This window comes from Cellulomonas sp. P24 (assembly GCF_024704385.1).
GTDB lineage: Bacteria > Actinomycetota > Actinomycetes > Actinomycetales > Cellulomonadaceae > JAJDFX01.
Map to the genome: position 1 here is coordinate 3415454 of NZ_JAJDFX010000002.1, position 23332 is coordinate 3438785.

Sequence of the window (23332 nt, forward strand, 5' to 3'; positions counted from 1 at the left end):
CTGAAGGATGGCTGGTCCCGCGGGTGGCCACCCCCTGGTTCACACCACAGAGCGACTCTGTCGCTCTCGTCGGTGCGTGTCCAGGCAGAGGAGCCGGACTCGCTGCAGGATCTCGCAAGGGATTTGACGGCGGGAAGACGCTCCGCTAAGTTAGAACGGTTGCCCCGAGACAGGCTGAAGAGCCAAGAACGGTGCGCGTCGGATCTTTGAGAACTCAACAGTGTGCCAAGTAGTTGATGCCAATTGCTTGCTTTTCTTGCGCGTGTCTCGTGTTGTGCGGGGTGTGTGTGGGGGGAGTGGGTGTTGGTTGGGAGTGTGCTTGTCCATCCCGTGGGCAGGTGTGCTTCTTGCCAGATTGAATGGTCTCCTGGGGTTGTTCCTGGGGGGCTTCTTCGTGTGTTTGTTTCCTCGCGTCTTCGGGTGTGGGGTGACTGATAGACATTTACGGAGAGTTTGATCCTGGCTCAGGACGAACGCTGGCGGCGTGCTTAACACATGCAAGTCGAACGGTGATGATGGGGCTTGCCCTGTCTGATCAGTGGCGAACGGGTGAGTAACACGTGAGTAACCTGCCCCTGACTCTGGGATAACCGTGGGAAACGACGGCTAATACCGGATATGAGACGTCCACGCATGTGGAGCGTCTGGAAAGATTTATTGGTCTGGGATGGACTCGCGGCCTATCAGCTTGTTGGTGGGGTAATGGCCTACCAAGGCGACGACGGGTAGCCGGCCTGAGAGGGCGACCGGCCACACTGGGACTGAGATACGGCCCAGACTCCTACGGGAGGCAGCAGTGGGGAATATTGCACAATGGGCGAAAGCCTGATGCAGCGACGCCGCGTGGGGGATGAAGGCCTTCGGGTTGTAAACCCCTTTCAGCAGGGAAGAAGCGAAAGTGACGGTACCTGCAGAAGAAGCGCCGGCTAACTACGTGCCAGCAGCCGCGGTAATACGTAGGGCGCAAGCGTTGTCCGGAATTATTGGGCGTAAAGAGCTCGTAGGCGGTTTGTCGCGTCTGCTGTGAAATCCTGAGGCTCAACCTCGGGCTTGCAGTGGGTACGGGCAGACTAGAGTGCGGTAGGGGTGACTGGAATTCCTGGTGTAGCGGTGGAATGCGCAGATATCAGGAGGAACACCGATGGCGAAGGCAGGTCACTGGGCCGCAACTGACGCTGAGGAGCGAAAGCATGGGGAGCGAACAGGATTAGATACCCTGGTAGTCCATGCCGTAAACGTTGGGCACTAGGTGTGGGGCTCATTCCACGAGTTCCGTGCCGCAGCAAACGCATTAAGTGCCCCGCCTGGGGAGTACGGCCGCAAGGCTAAAACTCAAAGGAATTGACGGGGGCCCGCACAAGCGGCGGAGCATGCGGATTAATTCGATGCAACGCGAAGAACCTTACCAAGGCTTGACATACACCGGAAAAGTGCAGAGATGTGCTCCCCGCAAGGTCGGTGTACAGGTGGTGCATGGTTGTCGTCAGCTCGTGTCGTGAGATGTTGGGTTAAGTCCCGCAACGAGCGCAACCCTCGTCCTATGTTGCCAGCACGTTATGGTGGGGACTCGTAGGAGACTGCCGGGGTCAACTCGGAGGAAGGTGGGGATGACGTCAAATCATCATGCCCCTTATGTCTTGGGCTTCACGCATGCTACAATGGCCGGTACAAAGGGCTGCGATACCGCAAGGTGGAGCGAATCCCAAAAAGCCGGTCTCAGTTCGGATTGGGGTCTGCAACTCGACCCCATGAAGTCGGAGTCGCTAGTAATCGCAGATCAGCAACGCTGCGGTGAATACGTTCCCGGGCCTTGTACACACCGCCCGTCAAGTCACGAAAGTCGGTAACACCCGAAGCCGGTGGCCCAACCTCTTGAGGGGGGAGCCGTCGAAGGTGGGACTGGCGATTGGGACTAAGTCGTAACAAGGTAGCCGTACCGGAAGGTGCGGCTGGATCACCTCCTTTCTAAGGAGCTCTGGCATGCGCACTGGTTGCGTGTGTCCAGGCCCATGCCTCGGCCGTATGTGTCGGGGGTGGTGCTCAAGGGTGGAACATCAACTATGGCTGCGCGTAGCGCTTGTCTGGTAGTACGTCGTGTCTCTTCGGGGGTGCGGGTGGAACCTGGGTGGGTGGTGGGTGTGGTCTGGCACGCTGTTGGGTCCTGAGGGATCCGGCTGTTCCCCGGGTGGGGGACGCAGGGTTGCTCGGGGCGATCTGCTTCGGTCCTTCGGGGTTGGGGTGGGTGGCTGCGCGGGTGTGCGTGGTCCGGGTGAACCGGTTCGGCTCCTTTGGGGGTTGGGTCAGGCGCCGGGGATCGCACGGTCCGCTCGTAGCTTGAGAACTGCACAGTGGACGCGAGCATCTTTGTAAGATTTTTGTGGCAAGTTTTTAAGGGCACAGGGTGGATGCCTTGGCACTAGGAGCCGAAGAAGGACGTTGTAGCCTGCGATAAGCCTCGGGGAGTTGGCAAACGAACCGTGATCCGAGGATGTCCGAATGGGGAAACCCCGCTGGAGTCATGTCCAGTGACCCGCACCTGAATATATAGGGTGTGTGGAGGGAACGTCGGGAAGTGAAACATCTCAGTACCGACAGGAAGAGATATTCCGTGAGTAGTGGCGAGCGAAAGCGGAAGAGGCCAAACCGATGGCGTGTGATAGCCGGCAGGCGTTGCGTGATCGGGGTTGTGGGACCTTTCAGTTGATTCTGCCGAGTCGACAGGGAGTCAGAAAGTCGCGTCATAGTCGAAGGGCATTGAAAGGCCCGGCACAGAGGGTGTGACCCCCGTAGACGAAATGGCGTGGCCTCCCGAGGGGGATCCCAAGTAGCACGGGACCCGAGAAATCTCGTGTGAATCCGCACAGACCACTGTGTAAGCCTAAATACTACCTAGTGACCGATAGCGGACAAGTACCGTGAGGGAAAGGTGAAAAGTACCCCGGGAGGGGAGTGAAATAGTACCTGAAACCGTGTGCCTACAAACCGTTGGAGCCTCCCTAGCAGGGGTGACAGCGTGCCTTTTGAAGAATGAGCCTGCGAGTTAGTGGTACGTGGCGAGGTTAACCCGTGTGGGGAAGCCGTAGCGAAAGCGAGTCCGAATAGGGCGATTCAGTCGCGTGCTCTAGACCCGAAGCGGAGTGATCTAGCCATGGGCAGGTTGAAGCGCGGGTAAGACCGCGTGGAGGACCGAACCCACTTGGGTTGAAAACCGAGGGGATGACCTGTGGTTAGGGGTGAAAGGCCAATCAAACTCCGTGATAGCTGGTTCTCCCCGAAATGCATTTAGGTGCAGCGTCACGTGTTTCTTGCCGGAGGTAGAGCTACTGGATAGCCGATGGGCCCTACAAGGTTACTGACGTTAGCCAAACTCCGAATGCCGGTAAGTGAGAGCGTGGCAGTGAGACTGCGGGGGATAAGCTCCGTAGTCGAGAGGGAAACAGCCCAGACCACCAGCTAAGGCCCCTAAGCGTATGCTAAGTGGGAAAGGATGTGGAGTTGCACAGACAACCAGGAGGTTGGCTTAGAAGCAGCCACCCTTGAAAGAGTGCGTAATAGCTCACTGGTCAAGTGATTCCGCGCCGACAATGTAGCGGGGCTCAAGCATACCGCCGAAGCTGTGGCATTCACGCATTAACCTGACTTCGGTCCAGGTGCGTGGATGGGTAGGGGAGCGTCGTGTGGGCAGTGAAGCTGCGGGGTGACCCAGTGGTGGAGCCCACACGAGTGAGAATGCAGGCATGAGTAGCGAAAGACGGGTGAGAAACCCGTCCGCCGAATGACCAAGGGTTCCAGGGCCAGGCTAATCCGCCCTGGGTAAGTCGGGACCTAAGGCGAGGCCGACAGGCGTAGTCGATGGACAACGGGTTGATATTCCCGTACCGGCGAAGAACCGCCCATGCCGAACCCGGTGATGCTAAGCGCCTGAAGCTGTCCGTATGTCCCTTCGGGGACGGTGATGGTGGAGCGCGCGACCCGAGCTGGTAGTAGGTAAGCGTATTAACAGGGGTGACGCAGGAAGGTAGCCCAGCGTGGCGGTGGTTGTCCACGTTCAAGGCTGTAGGGAGAGAGGTAGGCAAATCCGCCTCTCACATATCCTGAGAGCTGATGGTGAGCGCGAATGCGCGATATTGGGTGATCCTATGCTGCCAAGAAAAGCCTCGACGCGAGGTTCTAGCCGCCCGTACCCTAAACCGACTCAGGTGGTCAGGTAGAGAATACTAAGGCGATCGAGAGAATCATGGTTAAGGAACTCGGCAAAATACCCCCGTAACTTCGGGAGAAGGGGGGCCTGAGGCGTGAACCCACTTGCTGGGGGAGCGTTTGAGGGCCGCAGAGACCAGGGAGAAGCGACTGTTTACTAAAAACACAGGTCCGTGCGAAGTCGCAAGACGATGTATACGGACTGACGCCTGCCCGGTGCTGGAAGGTTAAGAGGACGGGTCAGCCGCAAGGCGAAGCTCAGAATTTAAGCCCCAGTAAACGGCGGTGGTAACTATAACCATCCTAAGGTAGCGAAATTCCTTGTCGGGTAAGTTCCGACCTGCACGAATGGCGTAACGACTTCTCCGCTGTCTCAACCGTGAACTCGGCGAAATTGCACTACGAGTAAAGATGCTCGTTACGCGCAGCAGGACGGAAAGACCCCGGGACCTTTACTATAGCTTGGTATTGGTGTTCGGTGCGGCTTGTGTAGGATAGGTGGGAGACTGTGAAGTCGGCACGCCAGTGTCGGTGGAGTCAACGTTGAAATACCACTCTGGTCGCTCTGGATATCTAACTTCGGTCCGTAATCCGGACCAGGGACAGTGCCTGGTGGGTAGTTTAACTGGGGCGGTTGCCTCCTAAAATGTAACGGAGGCGCTCAAAGGTTCCCTCAGCCTGGTTGGCAATCAGGTGGCGAGTGCAAGTGCACAAGGGAGCTTGACTGTGAGACTGACAGGTCGAGCAGGGACGAAAGTCGGAACTAGTGATCCGGCGGTGGCTTGTGGAAGCGCCGTCGCTCAACGGATAAAAGGTACCCCGGGGATAACAGGCTGATCTTGCCCAAGAGTCCATATCGACGGCATGGTTTGGCACCTCGATGTCGGCTCGTCGCATCCTGGGGCTGGAGTAGGTCCCAAGGGTTGGGCTGTTCGCCCATTAAAGCGGTACGCGAGCTGGGTTTAGAACGTCGTGAGACAGTTCGGTCCCTATCCGCTGCGCGCGCAGGAAACTTGAGAAGGGCTGTCCCTAGTACGAGAGGACCGGGACGGACGAACCTCTGGTGTGCCAGTTGTTCCGCCAGGAGCACGGCTGGTTAGCTACGTTCGGAAGGGATAACCGCTGAAAGCATCTAAGCGGGAAGCCTGCTTCGAGATGAGGTTTCCATGGGGCTTGACCCCGAGAGGCACCCAGCGAGACCACTGGGTTGATAGGCCGGATGTGGAAGTGAGGACTAACGACTCACGCAGCTGACCGGTACTAATTTGCCGACAACTTGACACACCTTTCAAGGTGCTACGCGTCCACTGTGCGGTTCTCGAGATACGATCGCGAACCGCGAATGAATATCTCCATAGAGTTACGGCGGTCATAGCGAAGGGGAAACGCCCGGTCCCATTCCGAACCCGGAAGCTAAGCCCTTCAGCGCCGATGGTACTGCACGGGAGACTGTGTGGGAGAGTAGGACGCCGCCGGACACCATTCAGAAATAGCCACCCCACGGGGTGGCTATTTCTGTTTCCGCACCAGCCGGCTACGGGGACTGACGCTGTGCCAGTCGTGCTCCGTGGTGGTTCCGTGGCGCGGGGATCGACAGTCGGCCCGACCCCAGAGGGAGCGCGGGCCGACGGCGGGCGAACGGTGCTGTGGGCCGTCAGTCGCCGTCATGACGGAGGTAGACGGCGCCGAGCGGTGGCACCCGGAGGGTCGCCGAGAACGGGCGACCGTAGCGAGGCACCGCAACGGCATGCACAGTGCCGAGATTGCCGACGCCGGAGCCTCCGTACGCCTCGGCATCCGTGTTGAGGACCTCGGTCCACGTGCCGCCAAGCGGGAGGGCGAGTTGGTACCCCTCGTGAGGGGTGCCGGCGAAGTTGACCACGACCGCGACGTGTTGACCCGTGCCGTCCTTGCGGAGGTACGCGAGGACGTTGTGGTTCGCGTCCTGGGAGTCGATCCACTCGAACCCTGCCGGGTCGTGGTCGAGGGCCCAGAGCGCAGGCAGTGCACGGTACACGGCGTTGAGATCTCGTGTGAGGCGATGGATGCCGGCGTGGCCGTCATCATCGAGGAGATGCCAGTCCAGACCGCGGGACTCGGCCCATTCGTCGGGCTGACCGAACTCGGAGCCCATGAAGAGCAGCTGCTTCCCCGGGTGGGACCACTGGTACGCGAGGAGAGCGCGGACCCCAGCGCGTTGCTGCCAGCGGTCTCCAGGCATCTTCGCCAGGAGCGAGCCCTTGCCGTGGACGACCTCGTCGTGGCTGATGGGCAGGATGAACCGCTCCGAGTAGGCGTAGACCATCGAGGACGTGGCCTCGTGATGGTGGTACTTGCGGTTGATCGGCTCCTCTGCGAGATAGCGCAGGGTGTCGTTCATCCATCCCATGTTCCACTTCAGCCCGAAGCCCAGTCCCCCGTGATCGGTGGGTGTGGTGACTCCGGGCCATGCCGTGGACTCCTCGGCGATGAGCATCACGCCGGGCGTCCGGCGATACGCCGTGGCGTTCGTCTCCTGGATGAAGGCGATCGCCTCGAGGTTCTCGCGGCCACCGTGGACGTTCGGCCGCCACTGGCCGGGGTTGCGGGAGTAGTCGAGGTACAGCATCGAGGCCACCGCGTCGACGCGCAGACCGTCGACGTGGAACTCCTCGAGCCAGAAGGTCGCATTGGCGACCAGGAAGTTGCGCACCTCGTGACGGCCGAAGTCGAAGACGAACGTCCCCCAGTCCGGATGCTCACCGCGGAGCGGATCGGCGTGCTCGTACAGCGGCGTGCCGTCGAAGCGGGCAAGTGCCCACTCGTCCTTGGGGAAGTGCGCCGGCACCCAGTCGACGATGACGCCGATGCCCGCCGCGTGCAGGGTGTCGACGAGGTACCGGAAGTCGTCCGGCGTCCCGAAGCGTGACGTGGGCGCGTAGTAGGACGTGACCTGGTAGCCCCAGGAGCCACCGAAGGGATGTTCGGCCACCGGCATGAACTCGACGTGCGTGAACCCCAGGTCGACGACGTAGTCGGCCAGCTGATGAGCGAGCTCGCGGTACCCGAGTCCGGGACGCCACGATCCCACGTGCATCTCGTAGATGCTCAGCGGGCCTGTGTGCGGATCCGTGGCGGCGCGACGGGCGAGCCAGGCATCGTCGGACCACTCGAACGTCGACTGCGTGACGATCGATGCCGTCGCCGGCGGGACCTCGGTGGCGCGCGCGAGCGGATCGGCCTTCTGGCGCCACGAACCGTCCCGGCCGAGGATCTCGAACTTGTAGCGCGCTCCGACGCCCACACCGGGGGCGAAGATCTCCCAGATCCCGCTCTCGCCGAGACTGCGCATGGCGTGCGTGCTGCCCTGCCAGAAGTTGAAGTCGCCCACGACGCGGACCGCGGCCGCATTCGGGGCCCACACGGCGAAGCTCGTACCGTTCACCTCGCCGAGGACGCTCGGGTACGTGCGGATGTTCGCGCCGAGGGCGGTCCAGAGCTGCTCGTGCCGGCCCTCGCGGATGAGGTGCTGGTCGAGAGCGCCGACCGTCGGGAGGAACCGGTACGGATCGTCCTGGAGCACCGGCGGGCCGTCGTAGGTGGTCTCGACACGGTAATCAGGGACGTCGGATCCGGGAACGACGGCGACCCAGATGCCGTCCTGCTCGTGCGTGGCATCCGTACGCCCACCCGGCGTGACGATGACGACAGCGGAGGCGAGGGGCCGGAGTGTCCGGATCGTGATCCCACCCGAGCCGACGTGCGGGCCGAGCACCGCATGAGGGTCGTAGTGCGTGCCGACCGCGACGCTGTGAAGCGTGCCGGGGTCGACGATGACAGGCGCGAGATCAGGCTGCGGCTCCATGTCCCTACCCTTCCACTCCTGCGCGCCGCACGCGTGACCTGGCGTACGTGGCGCGCGATGTCTGTGCGGTCGAGGCCGAACCGTGACCGATCCGTGCGGTGCGGGAGGCGGTGTGCCCCGCGCAGCGGCCGACGAGGACGTCCGTGGCCCGGTGTGACGAGCCGTCAGTCCGTCGGCGGTCCGAGGAGTCGGGTGAGGGCGGCTGCCGGGATCCGCGCCCAGGTCGGCCGGTTCCTGGCCTCGTAGACCGCCTCGTAGAGGGCGCGTTCCAGCTCGACCGCGCGAAGGATCTCGAGGGCGTCCGCCTCGGTGATCGGTTGCGCGGCGACGGCATCGTGTCCGGGGGTGCCCACGGCCTCTCGGTAGCCGCGCAGCAGCGCCTCGCGCGCCTCGAGGGTCCACGCCTCGTCGGCACCCCCCGACCGCGGCCGCGTAGTCGAACGACCGGAGGACGCCCGCGACGTCTCGGACCGGTAGGTCCGGTCGTGCGCGGGTCGCGATCGGGGCCAGGGGCTCGCCCTCGAAGTCCGTGAGGAACCACTCGTCACGGGCACGCAGGGCCTGCCCCAGGTGCAGATCGCCGTGGATCCGCTGCGCCGGCGGCACCGAGACGAGGGCGGCGGTGCTGTCGGCCACGGCCCGCACGGCGTCGGCGTAACCCGTGAGTGACGGCACCGCGTCGCACGCCCAGCCGAACCGGGAGGTGACGGCGTCGGCGACCACACGGGCCGAGACCGATGACGCATCCTCGGCGGACATCGGGATCGCCGATGCCAGGGCCGCGTGCATGCCGGCGATCACGGCACCGAGCTCCTCGGCGAGAGGCGCGAACGACCTCCCGTCGCCGGCCATGGCGCAGGCGAGCTCGAACCCGTCCTGGGCTTCGGGGACGAACCTGCTCAGGACCGCGAGATGCCCGACGGCGGGTGCGCCGTCGTCGAGCCAGCCGGCCTCCAGCCAACCCAGGGGCGCAGGCACATGCCACCACCCTGCGGCGGTGAGCGCCCGGGGGATCTCGACATCGGGGTTGTTCCCCGGAGACAGGGCCCGGAACACCTTGAGGATCGCGCCTCCGTCGGGACCGGGAAGGACCACGGAGGTGTTCGACTGCTCGCCGGCGATGACCCGTGGGTGCGCGGCGTCCAGCCCGATCGTGGAGGGTGGGGCGCTGCCGTCGGGGCCGACCGCGACCGCGAGCCACGCCCGGATGAACGCCGGGTCACCGCACCCGTCCCGCACGACGACCGGCGGCTTCCCGATCGTGCCGATCACCGCGGTGTCGTCGAGATCGCCGGCGCCGACCGGCTCCCGCAACGTCACAGGGACCTGGAGCACCGTGTCGAGAGCGCTCGTGCGTGCACGCAGGAGGACGACGTGGACGAGCGCGTCGCCGTCGGGATCGGTGAGTGCGATCGTCCCGACGCTCGTCACGTCGACGTCGTCACCCTTGGCAGGGAACCACCGCCGCTCGGGCAGCCAGGACCTCAGGAGGCCGACGAGTGCCGGGTCCGTGGCCGCGAGCGGGGTGAGGCGGCCTTCGTGTGGTGTGCTCGACGTCATCGGCCCTCCCAGGGCTCGGGGTGTGGTGCCGTGGTGGCAGGTCCGACCAGGGGCGGCCGTCAGCCCGTCACGGGGTGGTCACCCCGAGCCAGTAGAAGTCGCGGGAACCAAGGGTGAACGTGGCGGTCTCGTGGGCGGTCACCGGGGGAAGGGTGCGCCACCGAACACGTCGGTGAGGTGGGCACCCATGAGACCGGGCAGCGAGATGGTCGCCGACCTGGCCGTCGCGGCGAGGTTGGCGACGACCAGCACGGTCTCGTCGGCGGTGCGCCGGAGGAACGCGAGCACGGAGTCGTTGTCGCTCACGAGCTGGACGAACGCGCCGGCGCCGAGGGCGGGGTGCTGTCGGCGGACCGCGAGCATGCCGTGCACCCAGTGCAGCAGGGATGTCGGCTGGGCGAGCTGTGCCTCGACGTTGATGTTGTTGAAGTGGTGGACGAGCGACTGCACGACCGGCAGGTACAGCTTGCCCGGGTCCGCTGTCGAGAAGCCCGCGTTGCGGTCGGGCGTCCACTGCATCGGGGTGCGGACCGCATCGCGGTCGTGCAGCCAGATGTTGTCGCCCATGCCGATCTCGTCGCCGTAGTACAGGCATGGGCTGCCTGGCAGCGAGAGGAGGAGCGCGTGCGCGAGCTCGATCTCCTTGCGGGAGTTGTCGAGGAGGGTCGCCAACCGGCGCCGGATGCCGACGTTGGCGCGCATCCGTGAGTCGGGCGCGTACCAGCCGTACATCGCGGCGCGTTCCTCGGTCGAGACCATCTCGAGCGTGAGCTCGTCGTGGTTGCGCAGGAAGGTGCTCCACTGACCGCCGGCCGGGATCTCCGGGGTGTCGGCCATGATCTCGATGATCGCGGTCGCCCGCTGGTCACGCAGCGCGTAGTAGATGCGCGGCATGACCGGGAAGTGGAAGCACATGTGGCACTCGGGCTGCTCCTCCGTGCCGAAGTAGTGGACGACGTCCTCCGGCCACTGGTTCGCCTCAGCCAGCATGATCCGGCCCGGGAACTCGACGTCGATCATCGCGCGGAGCCGGGCCAGGAACGCGTGCGTCTCCGGGAGGTTCTCGCAGTTCGTGCCCTCGGCCTCGAAGAGGTAGGGCACGGCGTCCAGCCGGAACCCGTCGACGCCGAGCTGCAGCCAGAATCGGGCGACGTCCATCATCGCCTCGACGACGCGCGGGTTCTCGAAGTTGAGGTCCGGCTGGTGGCTGAAGAACCGGTGCCAGAAGAACTGCCGACGTACCGGGTCGAACGTCCAGTTCGAGGTCTCGGTGTCGACGAAGATGATGCGTGCGTCCGGGTAGCCCTCGTTCGTGTCGCGCCAGACGTAGAAGTCGCCGTAGGGCCCTTCAGGGTCGGACCGGGACGCGTGGAACCACGGGTGCTCGTCACTCGTGTGGTTCATGACCAGGTCCACGACGAGCCGGATGCCTCGGGCGTGTGCCTCGGCGATCAGCTCGGTGAACTCGGCGACCGTGCCGTACTGCGGTGCGATCGCGGTGTAGTCCGCGACGTCGTAGCCGCCGTCACGCAGCGGTGACGGGTAGAAGGGTGGCAGCCACAGGCAGTCGATGCCCAGCCACTGCAGGTAGTCGAGCCGGGCGATGAGGCCGCGCAGGTCGCCGCTCCCGGCGCCCGCGGAGTCCGAGAACGCCCGGATCATGACCTCGTAGAAGACCGCGGTGCGGTACCACTCGGGGTCGTCGGTGAGCCCGGTCCGCTCGATCGCCGGAACGACCGGCTGCCGCCTCGACGGCAGCACGATCTGCCCGGTGCTGGGCGCGACGCGAGCGGTGGGGGTGGTGTCGGTCACGAGGTCCTCACGTGGATGATGTGGGCGCACTGCACCCAGGGGTCGAGCCGGACGAAGGGTTCGCGCCCCCACGCGAACGTGTCGCCGGACAGAAGGTCATGAGCGATGAAGCGTCGGTCGACGTCTCCGCCGCCGAGGCCGAGCGCGTCGAGGTCGAGGCGCAGCGTGCCTTCGCGGGTCGTGTGCGGGTCCAGCGTGAGCACGACGACGATCGTGTCCTCCGCACCTGTCGGTGAGCTGGCGGCGGGCACGCGCTTCGAGAAGCAGACCAGGGCGTCGTCCGAGGTGCGGTGCACGGTGAGGTTGCGCAGCTGCTGCAGCGCGGGGTGGGCACGGCGGATCTCGTTGAGCCGCGTGAGCAGCAACGAGATCCCGACCTCCTCCGCGGCAGCCCAGTCGCGCGGCTTGTACTCGTACTTCTCGTTGTCGATCTGCTCCTCGACACCTGGGCGCGGGACACGCTCCGCGAGCTCGTACCCGGAGTAGATGCCCCACGACGGCGACCCCGTCGCTGCGAGGACGGCGCGCACGGCGAAACCGGCGACCCCGCCGTCCTGGAGGTACGGCGGGAGGATGTCGTGCGTCGTCGGCCAGAAGCTGGGGCGGAGCCACGAGCCGCCCTCACCCGAGACCTCGGCCAGGTAGCTCTCGATCTCCTTCTTCGTGTTGCGCCACGTGAAGTAGCTGTACGACTGGTGGAAGCCCACGAGGGCGAGCCCGCGCATCATCGGCGGCACCGTGAAGGCCTCGGAGAGGAAGATGACCTCCTGGTTCGACGCCCGGACCTCGGCAAGGAGCCGCTGCCAGAACGGCACCGGCTTGGTGTGCGGGTTGTCGACGCGGAACAGCGTGACGCCGTGGTCGATCCAGACGTGGATCACCCGGAGGATCTCGGCGTAGATCCCCTCGGGGTCGTTGTCGAAGTTCAGCGGGTAGATGTCCTGGTACTTCTTCGGCGGGTTCTCGGCATAGGCGATCGTGCCGTCCGCGCGGGTGGTGAACCACTCGGGATGCTCGCGCACCCACGGGTGGTCCGGCGAGCACTGGAGCGCCAGGTCGAGTGCGACCTCCAGCCCGAGGCCGCGCGCGGTGGCGACGAAGTCGTCGAAGTCGTCGAAGGTGCCCAGCTCCGGGTGGATCGCGTCGTGGCCGCCGTCCGGCGAGCCGATCGCGTAGGGCGATCCCGGGTCGCCGGGTTCTGGTGCGAGGGAGTTGTTGCGGCCCTTGCGGTAGGTCGTCCCGATCGGGTGGATCGGTGTCAGGTACACGACGTCGAAGCCCAGCCCGGCGATGGCCGGCAGACGCTCGGCTGCGGTCGCGAACGTGCCTGAGCGCCACCGCCCGGTGGTCGGATCGAGGACCGCGCCCTCGGACCGCGGGAACATCTCGTACCAGGCGGTGAAGAGTGCGAGTGGCCGGTCGACCACCAGCGGGTACGCCGGCGAAGGGCTCACCATGTCGCGCAGGGGGAGCGGTGCCCAGCGTCGAGACGACCTGGGGGGACACGGCTGCTGCGAGGCGTGCCTGAGGAGGGCGGGAGGTGTCGCGAAGCGCGGCGACGGCGTCGGTGAGCACACGCACCGCCGACGCGGCCAGCCCGCGACGGGAGGCCGCACGCGTGAGCAGGAGCGCCCCCTCGGTGAGCATCAGCTCGACGTCGATGCCGGCGCCGACCTTGATCGTCGCGTCGTGGCTCCACGTCGCGTACGGGTCGGACCACCCTTCGACGCGGAAGGCCCACGTTCCCGGGGAGTCCGGGACGAGCCGTGCCTCGAAGAGACCTCGACCGGGATCGACCGCGACCATCGGGGCAGACGAGTGGTCCTTGCCGTCAGGGCCGACGAGCACCGCGGTCGCCGCGACTGCGTCATGGCCCTCGCGGAAGACGGTGGCGCGGACGGGCACGGCCTCGCCGACGACCGCCTTGGCAGGGAACCGCCCGGACTCGGCGACCGGGGAGACGTCCAGGACCGGGATGCGGCCCAGGGGCACGGGCCCCGGGGCAGGGGGACGCGCCGGGCGTGCGGGGCGGGGCTTCGATGTCACGCCCCTGAACCTATCCAGAGCGTGGGGGTTGTGGCACCTGGCGGGCCCGGGCGCGCCGGTGCGTCTCGCGTGTCGATCTGGTGTCGTCGGTGCGTGTGTGGAGTCGCAGGGACGGAGGAACGCGCTGCAAGTTGCTGCAAGCCATCGCAAGAACGGTCGGGGTGGTGCAATTCGGGTGCGGTCTGCGTACGCTCGCGGATGTGAAAGCCATTCGTCGATTCACCGTCCAGACCGTTCTGCCCACCGCGCTCTCCGACCTCGACGAGCTCGCGCACAACCTCCGGTGGTCGTGGCACGCCCCGACCCGTGAGCTCTTCGCCGCGATGGACCCCGAGCTCTGGGCGGCGGTGTCGGGCGACCCGGTCGCCCTCCTCGGAGGCATCGCCCCCGAACGCCTCGCCGCGCTCGCCGCCGACGCGGTGTTCGTCGCGCGTGTCCAGGAGGCGCACGAGGACCTGCGCCGCTACCTGACCGAACCGCTGTGGTACCAGAGCGCCGGCGACGGGCTCCCCACGTCGATCGCGTACTTCTCTGCCGAGTTCGGCGTGACCGCCGTGCTTCCCCAGTACTCCGGCGGCCTCGGGATCCTGGCCGGCGACCACCTGAAGAGCGCCTCGGACCTCGGCGTCCCGATCGTCGGGGTCGGCCTGCTCTACGGCGGCGGCTACTTCAAGCAGTCGCTCACCCGCGACGGGTGGCAGCGCGAGACCTATCCCGTCCTCGACCCGAACGGGATGCCCCTGACCCTCGTGCGTACGGCCGACGATGCCCCGGCCCGCGTCGAGGTGCCCCTCCCGGGCGGCCGCACGTTGCGCGCGCAGATCTGGCGTGCGCAGGTCGGGCGGGTACCGCTCCTCATGCTCGACTCGAACATCGCCGAGAACGACGAGAGCGCGCGCAAGGTCACCGACCGGCTGTACGGCGGTGGCGGCGCGCACCGTCTCGAGCAGGAGCTGCTGCTCGGCATCGGCGGCGTCAAGGCGCTCCGCCTGTGGTCGGAGATCTCCGGGGCACCGGCCCCCGAGGTGTTCCACTGCAACGAGGGGCACGCCGGCTTCCTCGGCATCGAACGGATCCGCGAGCTCGTCGAGTCCGAAGGACTCACGTTCGAGGCCGCCCTCGAGGCCGTGCGCGCCGGGATCGTCTTCACGACGCACACGCCGGTGCCTGCCGGTATCGACAGGTTCGGGACCGACCTGATCAGCGAGTACTTCGGCGGAAGCGTCGAGCAGCCGGGCGTGCCGCTCGCGAAGGTGCTCGCCCTGGGAGCCGAGGACTTCGAGGGCGGTGACCCGACCGTCTTCAACATGGCCGTCATGGGACTGCGTCTCGGCAAGCGTGCGAACGGCGTGGCCCTCCTGCACGGCAAGGTGAGCCGCGGGATGTTCTCCCCCCTGTGGCCCGGTTTCGACGTCGACGAGGTGCCCATCACCTCGGTGACGAACGGCGTCCACTCACCGACCTGGGTCGACCCGCTCCTCCAGCGCGTCGCGGCGGAGCACCTGACCGCGGACGAGCGTGCGAGCGGGCAGGGGTGGCTGCGCTCGGACGCGATCGACGACGCGACGCTGTGGCGTGCGCTCAGCGACCTCCGGTCCCGGCTCGTCGACAACGTGCGGACCCGCGTCCGCAGCTCGTGGACCGATCGGGGTGCGTCACCCGCCGAGCTCGGCTGGGTCGACGAGGTGCTCGACCCCGACGTGCTGACGATCGGCTTCGCGCGCCGGGTGCCGACGTACAAGCGCCTCACGCTCATGCTCCGCGACCCGGAACGGCTCCGGCGCCTTCTGCTCGACCCCGATCACCCGGTGCAGATCGTCGTCGCCGGCAAGTCGCACCCCGCCGACGAGCAGGGGATCGGGCTGATCCGCGAGCTCGTCCAGTTCGCCGACGACCCGGAGGTGCGCCGGCGGATCGTCTTCCTCCCGAACTACGACATCGCGATGGCACGCACGCTGTACCCCGGCTGCGACGTCTGGCTCAACAACCCGCTGCGCCCGCTCGAGGCGTGCGGCACCTCCGGGATGAAGGCCGCACTGAACGGTGCGTTGAACCTGTCGATCCTCGACGGGTGGTGGGACGAGTGGTACGACGGCCAGAACGGCTGGGCCATCCCGACCGCCGACGGCGTCGACGACCCCGACCGGCGTGACGACCTCGAGTCCGCGGCGCTGTACGACCTGCTCGAGAACACGGTCGCACCGCGGTTCTACGACCGCGACTCCGCCGGGCTGCCGAACCACTGGCTCGAGATGATCCGGCACACGCTGGCGACGCTCGGACCCAAGGTCCAGGCGACGCGGATGGTGAAGGACTACGTCACCCGGCTGTACACCCCGGCCGCCCTGGCGACTCGGGCGCTCGACGGGCCCGGCCACGTCGGGGCGCAGGAGCTCGCGACGTGGAAGTCCCGGGTCAGGGCCGCCTGGCCGGGCGTGCGGGTCGACCACGTCAAGACCGAAGGCGTCGGCGAGGTCCCGCAGGTCGGCGACGTGATGAAGGTGAGCGCCTTCGTGAGCCTCGGCAATCTCACCCCCGCCGATGTCGAGGTGCAGGTCTGCTACGGCAAGGTGTCGGACGCGGACATGATCGCGCGGACCTCGGTCCTCCCGCTCGCGCACGTCGAGACCTACGAGGACGGGCGGTACGCCTTTGCCGCGCCGCTCGAGCTCGACACCTCGGGACCGTTCGGATACTCGGTGCGGATCGTCCCGACGCACCCGGGGATGGCCGGCGTCACGGAGCTCGGACTGGTCGCCAACGCCGGGTGACCCGTTGCACGACAACCACCAGTCCTCAGGGGCGGTCCGAACGGGCCGCCCCTGAGGCGCATCTCACCGGTGCACCGACAGGACCGAGCCGACGTCGCGGCCGACGGTGCGCCCCGAGAAGAGGCACCCCCCGAGGAACGTCCCCTCGAGCGCCCGGTAGCCGTGGATCCCGCCGCCCCCGAACCCCGCCGCCTCCCCGGCCGCCCACAGCCCCGTGACCGGACTGCCGTCGGTCCGCAGGACCCGACCGGAGAGATCCGTCGCCAGACCCCCGAGCGTCTTCCGGGTCAGGACGGACAGCCGCACCGCCAGGAGTGGGCCGTCGTCCGGCTCCAGGAGCGGGGCGGGGCGCGCCACCCGGATCAGGCGGTCGACGACGTAGCGACGTGCCGACGCCGCGGCCATGACCTGCAGGTCCTTGCCGAGACCGGTCCGCACCTGGAGGTCCCTCGCCGCGATCGTCGCCGCGAGGGACCGGGCATCGACACGGTCCGTCCCGGTGAGCGCATTCATCCCCGCGGCGAGCTCCTCCGGTGTGCGGGCCCAGACGAACTCGGGTGACAGCTCGGCGAACCTCTCCACCGGTCCGACGGCCCCCGGCAACGCCCGCTGCAGCACGGCACGGACGTCCTTGCCGGTGAGGTCCGGGTTCTGCTCCGATCCGGACAGCGCGAACTCGGTGCCGAGGATCGCCCGGTTGAGCACGAACCACGAGTGGTCGTCCCCGCGCTCGGTGAGGTGACGCAGGGCACCGAGCGTGTCGAAGCCGGGGAACAGCGGCGCGGGCAGGCGGTGCCCGTCGGCATCGAGCCACAGTGAGCTCGGGCCGGCCAGGATCCGGATGCCGTGACGCGACCACACCGGCGAGTGGTTCGCGACGCCCTCGGGGTAGTGCCACATCCGGTCGGCGTGCACGACCGCCCCGCCGGCCTCGCGCACGGCCGCGATCATCGAGCCGTCGACGTGGTCGGGCACGCCGGAGAGCATCCGCGCAGGCAGCGTCCCGTGGGCTGCGGGCCACGAGGCACGGATGAGCTCGTGGTCGGCGCCGATGCCACCGGACGTCACCACGACGGCGTCCGCACCGATCGAGAACTCGCCCACGACGTCGCGTGAGCTCGGCGCGCCCCGCTCGGGCGAGGCGTCCGAGGCGAGACGATCGCCCCGCACACCGATGACGCGACCGTCCTGCACCTCGAGCGCACGCACCCGGTGCCGGAACCGGACGTCGACGAGTCCGGCACGGTGCGCGTCGAGCAACGCACGGACGAACGGCTCCAGCAGACCCGGACCGGTGCCCCAGGTGACGTGGAACCGCGGGACCGAGTTGCCGTGGCCGTCGGCGAGGTATCCGCCGCGCTCCGCCCACTGGACCGCCGGGAACCACCGGACCCCGCGCGCGTGCAGCCAGCTGCGCATCTCACCCGCGGCGAAGTCGACGAACCCCTCGGCCCAGGCGCGGGACAGGTCGTCCGACCCGTCCGTCGCGAACTGGGCAGAACCGAGCCAGTCGGCGAGAGCCAGGTCGACCGAGTCGTGGATCCCGAGGCGTCGCTGCTCCGGGGACCCCACCATGAACAGGCCGCCGAACGACCACCAGGCCTGGCCGCCGAGGCTCGACCGGTGCTCCTGCTCGAGCAGCACGACACGATGACCGGCGCCGGTCAGCTCGGCTGTCGCGACGAGCCCCGCGAGACCGGCACCGACGACCACCACGTCGCTGCGCAGGTGCATGGACGCACCCTAGCTCTCAGGACTCCTGAGCGACGTACACCCGGACCGAGAGCGGTTCCACGGTCACCGCGCTGCCGTTCTCGGCCAGGACGCCACCGTTGGCCGACGCGACGGCGTCCCGCTCCGCCGGGTGCTCCCACGTGCTGTCCCACACCAGCTCCCAGGTCGTCGGCCGATCGTCGGCGAGCACGACCTCGGCCTCGTCGAGCGAACCGTTCACGACGACCAGGACCGCGGACTCGCCGGCGTCGGGGCTCACGGGCCGACCGGGGTGGGCAGGGGCGCTGCGCAGCATCTGCATCGTCCGGACCTGGGGGTCGTGCCACCGCCCGTGGTCCAGCGCGGTGCCGTCGGCGGCGAACCAGGAGAGGTCGCGCCGCGTGCCCTCGGCCCACGGGCGGCCGACGAAGAACCTGGTGCCCTGCAGCGCCGCATGGTCCCGTCGCAGCGCGAGCAGGTGGCGGGTGGTCGCGAGCAGGTTGCCCCGCCACTCCGTGAGGTCCCACTCGACCCACGAGACGGGCGAGTCGTGGCAGTACGCGTTGTTGTTGCCGCCCTGCGTGCGGCCGAGCTCGTCGCCGGCCGTGAGCATCGGCGTGCCGGCCGAGAGCAGGAGCGTGCTCATGAGGTTGCGGATCGACCGCCGACGCAGCGGGAGGATCTCCGCGCCGAGGGAGTCGACGCGGACCGGTCCCTCGAGGCCGTGGTTCCAGCTCCGGTTGTCGTTGCTGCCGTCCCGGTTCGCCTCGCCGTTGGCGTGGTTGTGCTTGTGGTCGTAGGCGACGAGGTCCGCCATCGTGAAGCCGTCGTGCGAGGTCACGTAGTTCACCGAGGCCATCGGGCCACGGATGCCGGGCGGCTCGCTGTAGCCGAACAGGTCCGCGGAGCCCGCCAGCCGGGTCGCAAGCTCGCGCACGCCGTGACCGGGCAACCCGTGGGCCGCCTGCGCCGGATCGGCGAGCCAGAACGATCGCACCGCGTTCCGGAACCGGTCGTTCCACTCCGCGAGCGGCGGCGGGAACCGGCCCGTCTGCCACCCTCCCGGACCCACGTCCCACGGCTCGGCGATGAGCTTGATCCCGTGCATGCTCGGTGCGGTCTGCAACGTCATGAGGAACGGGTGCCCGGGATCGAAGCCGTCCGCGCCACGGGCGAGCGTGACGGCGAGGTCGAACCGGAAGCCGTCGACCCCGACCGCCTCGGTCCAGTAGCGCAAGGAGTCGAGAGCCGTGCGGACCACCTGCGGACGGCGGAAGTCGAGGGAGTTCCCACAGCCCGTGACGTCGGCCAGGGTCGCCGGGTACCAGCCGTCGTGCAGGTAGTACGCCGGGTTGTCCAGGCCGCGCCACGAGAGGTGCTGGCCCTCGACCGGCCCTTCGGCCGTGTGGTTGTAGACCACGTCGAGAACGACCTCGATACCGGCCTCGTGCAGACGGTCGACCATGCCCTTGACCTCGGCGAGGACGGCCCCGGCGCCCGCCTCCCGGGCCGCAGCCGTGGCGTAGGCGGCGTGCGGCGCGAAGAACCCCAGGGTGTTGTACCCCCAGTAGTTCGTCAGACCCTTCTGCACGAGATGGGGCTCGGAGGCCGAGGCCTGGATCGGCAGGAGCTCGAGCGTGGTGACACCGAGGGACTGCAGGTGCGCGATCGTGGCCGGGTGCGCGAGGCCGGCGTAGGTGCCGCGGAGGTCCGCAGGAACCCCCGGGAACCCGATCGTCAGCCCCCGGACGTGCGCCTCGTAGATGACCGTCTGCGACCAGGGGACGTGCGGCCGCGGTGGCCGACGCGCCGCGTACCTGGTGTCGACGACGACGCCGAGCGGGACCGATCCGCGTGAGTCGCGCGGATCGGCCGGACCTGCGGGGTCACCGGCGAGGTCGTCGTCGACCACGTGCCCGTAGGTCTCCGGGCCGTACCCGAGCTCGCCCACGAGCCCGCGGGCATAGGGGTCCACGAGCAGCTTCGCGGGGTTGTGACGCTGTCCGGACGCCGGCTCCCACGGGCCGTGCACCCGGAACCCGTACCGCTGGCCGACCCGGACACCGGGGACGTGGGCCCACCACACACCGAGCTCGGGTCCGTCGAGAGGGACACGCCGCTCCGTCCACGTCGTCGGGTCGGAGGACGTCTCCGACCCGTCGATCAGGCACAGGTCGACCCCGGTCGCGTGGGACGCGAACACGGCGACGTCGATCCCGTCGTCGGACAGCCGGACGCCGAGACGCGGAACGGGGCGGCGACGGGGGCGCTGCGAGGGGGAGCTCACCCGGAGCATTGTCCCTCATCTCCGCTCGTCCTCCTGTGCCGGCCCGGGGCCGTCTCAGCATGCGGGTTCGCATGCCGCACGAGATCCGGCTCACGGCACGCCGCGCGGTAGCCTCTCGACCGGGAGCCCGGTCCACGCGCGTGTCGGTGCGGTCGGGACTGCTCGTCGATCGAGCGGGCACCGGGTGGTTCCCTGGACGGAAGGACGCAGGATGAAGATCGTGGTGTGCGTCAAGCACGTGCCGGACATCCAGTCGGAACGGACGATCGGCGACGACGGCCGCGTGGTCCGCGACGGTGGTGACGGGACACTCAACGAGCTCGACGAGAACGCGCTCGAGGCGGCCCTGACCCTCGCCGAGGCGCACGGTGGTGAGGTTGTCGCGCTCACGGTCGGACCTGCCGACGCGGTGGACGCGGTCCGTCGGGGCCTGCAGATGGGGGCCGACGAGGCCGTGCACGTCGTCGACGACGCACTCGCCGGCTCCGACGTGTTCGGCACGGCAGCGGTGCTCGCCGCCGCGATCCGGGTCATCGAGCAGGAAGGGCCGGTCGACCTCGTCGTGACAGGGATGGCGGGTCTCGACGGCCTGACGTCGATGCTGCCGGCAGCGCTCGCGGCCGAGCTCGGGCTCGCCCAGCTCACCCTCGCGAGCGAGATCGAGGTCGACGAGGGACCGGAAGGTCTCCGACTCACCGTCCGGCGAGAGCTCGACCACGCGACCGAGGTGCTCTCCGCAGGGCTGCCGGCGCTCGTGTCCGTGACCGACCAGGCGAACGAGCCCCGGTACCCGAACTTCAAGGGCATCATGGCGGCGCGGAAGAAGGCCGTGACGACGCTCGCGCTCGCCGACCTCGGTGTCGATCCGACCGCTGTCGGGTCGTCCGGTGCACGGACCCGCGTGCTCGCCGCCACGGCGCGTCCGGCCCGCGAGAACCGCGTGCTGATCACCGACGACGGTGAGGCCGGTCGCACGCTCGCGGCCTACATCGTGGACAACAAGCTCGTCTGACGGCACCGAGCCGTCCTCCCCGTGCGCCGTCCGGCGCCACCTGACTGCTACAAGGAGTGCACCGATGACCGGATCGCCCGCCGGGCCCGTCCTGGTCCTGCTCGACCACGCCGCGGACGGCACGCTCCGCCCTGCGGTGCTCGAGCTCCTCACGCTCGCCCGCGGGCTCGCGCCGGACGCGGTCGTGGAGGGCGTCTGGATCGGGGGTGAACCGGCCCTGGCGCTCGCCGCGCTCGGGGAGCAGGGAGCAGTCTCGGTGCACCATGTCGACGTCGGCACCGCCGACCCGCACCTCACGCCCGTGGTGGCGGAGGCGCTCGCGGCCGTCGTCGCGGCGACAGGTGCGCGTCTCGTGCTCGGGGTGTCGAGCTTCGAGAACAAGGAGATCGCGGCGCGGCTCGGGGTCGCGACCGGCGCCGGCGTCGTCACCGACGCCACCGGTCTCGAGCTCGACGACGACGGCGCGGCAGTCGCCGACAAGACGGTCTTTGCCGGGACGTGGAACACGCGGTGCGTCGTGACCGTGCCGATCGCGGTCGTCCTGCTCAAGGCCAATGCGGCTCAGGCCGAGCCCGCCTCCCTCCCGACGACTCCCGCGGTGGTGACCCACGTGGTCGAGGTCGGTGCCGGGGCGACGCGGCAGACGCTCGTCTCGCGGACGGAGCGCACGGCCTCCGGTCGTCCCGATCTCGGTGCGGCGCAGGTCGTCGTGGTCGGCGGTCGAGGGACGAACGGTGACTTCGGACCTGTCGAGGAGCTCGCCGACCTGCTCGGCGGTGCGGTCGGTGCCACCCGGGTCGCGACGGACGAGGGGTGGATCGACCGAGACGCGCAGGTCGGCCAGACCGGGGTGACGGTCGCACCGCGCCTCTACATCGGGGTCGGGGTGTCGGGTGCGGTGCACCACCGTGGCGGGATGCAGTCGGCGGGCACGATCGTCGCGGTGAACTCCGACCCCGAGGCGCCGATCTTCGAGATCGCGGACCTCGGGATCGTCGGGGACCTGTTCACCGTGCTCCCGCAGGCGGTCGAGGAGCTTCGGCGCCTGCGCGGCTGACCGGCGCCTGCGGTGCGGGTCAGGACAGCTCGCGGAGCCAGCTGAGCGCGGCGACGGCCTGGGCACGCTGGAACGCCCGGAGGTTCGGGATGCCGAGGGGGGCCGGCGCGAACGAGCCCGCCGCGAGGTAGCCGGCGAGACCGGCGAGCGCGGCACGCAACGCAGCTGGCGGGACACCCTCGGACGCGGGGTGCGCCCAGAAGATCTGCTGAGGATCGCCGCCGCCCTGCATCGCCACGCTCGGGAGCATGAAGGCGAGATCGACCCAGGCCGCTCCCTGCGCGGCATGTGGCCAGTCGATGAACCACGTGTGCGCGCCGTCGAGGATGATGTTGTCGGCGCGGAGATCCCCGTGGACCAGGGAGTCACCGGCAAGCGCCTGCAGCCCGTCCAGCTCCCACCCGGCGAGCTCGTCGATGTGCGCAGCCGCCCACGCCCCGAGCTCACCCACATCGACGGCGCTGGTGATCCGTGCGACGTCCGGGCTCCGCAGCATCGTGCGCCATCCGGTGAACGCCGGCGCCATCTCCTCCTCGTAGCGCGGCAGCGTGCACGGCTGCGGCAGCTCGACGTGCGCGAGCGCCGTGAGGGCGTGGAGCACCTGGGCGAGGTCCTCGTCGCGCCACGGCTGCTCCGGTGCGCGTCCGTGCGCGACCTCGAACGCCACGAGCACCCACTCGCCGTCGTCGTCCGACCAGAGCATCCGGGGGGCCGGCACCTCTGCCGGCAGGGCGCGGGCGACGCGGATCTCCCGACGGGAGAGGTCCGGCGAGTCCGGGTTCTGCTCGGGGGAGACCGCCTTGACGAACGCCTGCCTGCCGTCGGCGAACTCGAGCACGGCCGCGAACCCCGGGCTGAACCCGGTGGTGGCGCCGATCTCGGCGGTGACAGGGGCGCCGGCGAGCTCCGCGATCCGCGATCGCACGTGCCGAGGAAGGTCGCGCCAGTCCAGCCGTTGCCCGCTGAACGCGAGCGGGGGTGCCTGGGCGTCGTCGGCGGTCACGTCCATATCCTGCCAGGGCATTCGTAG

Annotated in this window: 6 protein-coding genes, 3 rRNA genes and 4 pseudogenes; 6 read left to right on the forward strand and 7 right to left on the reverse strand. The window is 68.1% G+C overall.

Annotated elements, in window-relative coordinates:
• The first annotated feature begins 441 nt into the window (after positions 1-441).
• The 3 genes from LJB74_RS16040 (at position 442) to rrf (ending at position 5678) form a co-directional block, all read left to right on the forward strand.
• Positions 442-1965 (forward strand): 16S ribosomal RNA (locus LJB74_RS16040).
• 413 nt (positions 1966-2378) lie between these two features.
• Positions 2379-5484: ribosomal RNA gene (locus LJB74_RS16045) — 23S ribosomal RNA — on the forward strand.
• Positions 5485-5561: 77 nt separating this feature from the next.
• A 5S ribosomal RNA gene (gene rrf / locus LJB74_RS16050) occupies positions 5562-5678 on the forward strand.
• The 16S, 23S and 5S rRNA genes sit together here, the layout of an rRNA operon.
• A 176-nt stretch (positions 5679-5854) precedes the next feature.
• Here the strand turns inward: rrf and glgB are convergent.
• The 4 pseudogenes from glgB to LJB74_RS16065 form a co-directional block, all read right to left on the reverse strand.
• Positions 5855-8301 (reverse strand): annotated as a pseudogene (glgB, locus tag LJB74_RS16055) (1,4-alpha-glucan branching protein GlgB); the annotation flags it as partial.
• A gap of 1021 nt (positions 8302-9322) precedes the next feature.
• Positions 9323-9604, reverse strand: a pseudogene (locus LJB74_RS20940) (hypothetical protein); the annotation flags it as partial.
• A 67-nt stretch (positions 9605-9671) separates the two neighbouring features.
• Positions 9672-11416 (reverse strand): annotated as a pseudogene (treS, locus tag LJB74_RS16060) (maltose alpha-D-glucosyltransferase).
• A pseudogene (locus LJB74_RS16065) lies at positions 11413-13462 on the reverse strand (alpha-1,4-glucan--maltose-1-phosphate maltosyltransferase). Before LJB74_RS16065 ends, treS begins: the two co-directional pseudogenes overlap by 4 nt.
• Before the next feature lie 200 nt (positions 13463-13662).
• On the opposite strand from LJB74_RS16065, the gene glgP reads away from it, so the two are divergent.
• Positions 13663-16233, forward strand: coding sequence for an alpha-glucan family phosphorylase (gene glgP, locus LJB74_RS16070; protein WP_259309485.1), 2571 nt, complete (start codon positions 13663-13665; stop codon positions 16231-16233).
• A 63-nt stretch (positions 16234-16296) separates the two neighbouring features.
• On the opposite strand, the gene LJB74_RS16075 is transcribed toward glgP, so the two are convergent.
• Positions 16297-17967: an FAD-binding dehydrogenase gene (locus LJB74_RS16075; protein ID WP_259309486.1), complete on the reverse strand. Its 1671-nt coding sequence runs from the start codon at positions 17965-17967 to the stop codon at positions 16297-16299.
• Between the two features lie 16 nt (positions 17968-17983).
• Entirely contained in the window at positions 17984-20233 is a 2250-nt protein-coding gene (gene glgX, locus LJB74_RS16080) for a glycogen debranching protein GlgX (RefSeq protein ID WP_396125183.1), read from the reverse strand.
• Between the two features lie 211 nt (positions 20234-20444).
• Here glgX and LJB74_RS16085 point away from each other — a divergent pair, with 211 nt between their 5' ends.
• Both LJB74_RS16085 and LJB74_RS16090 read left to right on the forward strand, forming a co-directional pair.
• Positions 20445-21245: an electron transfer flavoprotein subunit beta/FixA family protein gene (locus LJB74_RS16085; protein ID WP_259309488.1), complete on the forward strand. Its 801-nt coding sequence runs from the start codon at positions 20445-20447 to the stop codon at positions 21243-21245.
• A gap of 64 nt (positions 21246-21309) precedes the next feature.
• Positions 21310-22302: an electron transfer flavoprotein subunit alpha/FixB family protein gene (locus LJB74_RS16090; RefSeq protein WP_259309489.1), complete on the forward strand. Its 993-nt coding sequence runs from the start codon at positions 21310-21312 to the stop codon at positions 22300-22302.
• Between the two features lie 19 nt (positions 22303-22321).
• Here LJB74_RS16090 and LJB74_RS16095 read toward each other — a convergent pair whose 3' ends face one another.
• Positions 22322-23305, reverse strand: a complete 984-nt coding sequence (locus LJB74_RS16095; protein WP_259309490.1) for a phosphotransferase family protein — start codon at positions 23303-23305, stop codon at positions 22322-22324.
• Positions 23306-23332 lie beyond the last annotated feature (27 nt).

What these genes read in the sequence shown, in the direction of transcription:
- LJB74_RS16075 (WP_259309486.1), bottom strand. Translation starts at nt 17,967, where the DNA reads ATGCACCTGCGCAGCGACGTGGTGGTCGTCGGTGCCGGTCTCGCGGGG.
- LJB74_RS16085 (WP_259309488.1), top strand. Translation starts at nt 20,445, where the DNA reads ATGAAGATCGTGGTGTGCGTCAAGCACGTGCCGGACATCCAGTCGGAA.
- LJB74_RS16090 (WP_259309489.1), top strand. Translation starts at nt 21,310, where the DNA reads ATGACCGGATCGCCCGCCGGGCCCGTCCTGGTCCTGCTCGACCACGCC.